This window comes from Streptomyces sp. NPDC012510, from assembly GCF_042955065.1.
GTDB lineage: Bacteria > Actinomycetota > Actinomycetes > Streptomycetales > Streptomycetaceae > Streptomyces.
The window spans coordinates 1-1286 of record NZ_JBIBEN010000092.1; the positions used below are offsets into that span (position 1 = coordinate 1).

Genomic DNA, 1286 nt, shown 5'->3' on the forward strand with positions numbered 1-1286 from the left:
GTGAAGTTTCCCCGTGATCTTGGACACTCGTTCGTTACGCCGCGAGGGCGTGTTGATGCCGCTGTCTGGTCTCGGCCGGCGTGAGGTAGCCGAAGATCCTGTGCTTGCGCAGGCGGCGGCGGTTGTAGAAGGTCTCGATGAAGGTGAAGACCTCGGCACGGGCGGTGGCCCGGTCGGGCCAGGTCCGGGTTCCGATCTCTTCCTTGAGCAGGGCCCAGAAACTCTCCGCTGCGGCGTTGTCGAAACACGATCCAGTGCGTCCGCAGCTTTGTCGCAGCCCGAACTTCCGTATTCGCTCCCGGAATTGGGTCGATGTGTATTCGCTGCCGCGATCGCTGTGGATCACGCATCCGGGCTCCAGGCCGCCTCGGCCGTGGGCCATGTCGAGGGCGTCGACGACGAGCTCGGCGCGGTGGTGGTCGGCCATGGCGTAGCCGACGATCTCGCGGGTGGCCAGGTCCAGCCAGCAGGCGAGGTAGAGCCAGCCCTCGGCGGTGGGCAGGTAGGTGATGTCGCCGACCAGCCGGGTGCCGGGGCGCTCGGCGTGGAAGTCGCGGCCGATCAGGTCCGGGGCCGGCTTCGCCTTCGCGTCCGGCCGGGTCAGCGAGCGGTGCTTGCGGCGGGTGACGCCGCGGATGTTGCGCTCGCGCATGACGCGGGCGATGCGCTTGCGGTTCACCCGCCGGCCCAGGCGGCGTAGTTCGGCGTGGATGCGCGGGACACCGTAGGTGCGACGGGAAGCGATGTGCACAACGGTGATCTCGTGGGCGAGCGCGTCGTCGGCGGCCTGCCGGGCACGACGGGCGGCCTCGCCCTCGCGCCAGGCGTAGTAGGAGGAGCGGGTCACGTGCAGCACCCGGCACAGCAGCACGATCGGGTGATTCGCCTTCTCCGCGTCGATCAACCGGTACAACGTGGTCACCGGTCGCTCTCCTTCACGAAGAAGGCCGTCGCTTTTTTCAGGATCTCGATCGTCTGCTGCTGTTCGCGGTTCTCTCTGCGCAGCCGGCGCAGTTCCTGACGCTCCGCGCTGGTCAGCTCGCCCGGGGCGCCCTCGCCCTGGTCGGCCTTCGCCCGGCGGTACCAGCCGCGCAGGGACTCGGAGCTGATGCCCAGTTCCCGGGCGACGGCCGTGACCGTCTTGCCCGAGGAATCGACGAGCGCGATCGCGTCCCGCTTGAACTCCTCGGTGTACCGCTTCGTGTACTTGCTTCCCACCTGGTGCTACTTCCTCTGGAACCTCAAGATCCCAGTCTCCAGGTGTCCACGATCAAGGGGAAGCTTCA

Annotated in this window: 2 protein-coding genes; both read right to left on the bottom strand. The window is 67.7% G+C overall.

Features of this window, described 5'->3' with window-relative positions; all coding sequences use genetic code 11:
- Nucleotides 1-34: 34 nt before the first annotated feature.
- Nucleotides 35-922: an IS3 family transposase gene (locus ACFY9I_RS42540; RefSeq protein WP_391012919.1), complete on the bottom strand. Its 888-nt coding sequence runs from the start codon at nucleotides 920-922 to the stop codon at nucleotides 35-37.
- Nucleotides 919-1218: a transposase gene (locus tag ACFY9I_RS42545; protein ID WP_391012922.1), complete on the bottom strand. Its 300-nt coding sequence runs from the start codon at nucleotides 1216-1218 to the stop codon at nucleotides 919-921. Before ACFY9I_RS42545 ends, ACFY9I_RS42540 begins: the two co-directional genes overlap by 4 nt.
- Nucleotides 1219-1286 lie beyond the last annotated feature (68 nt).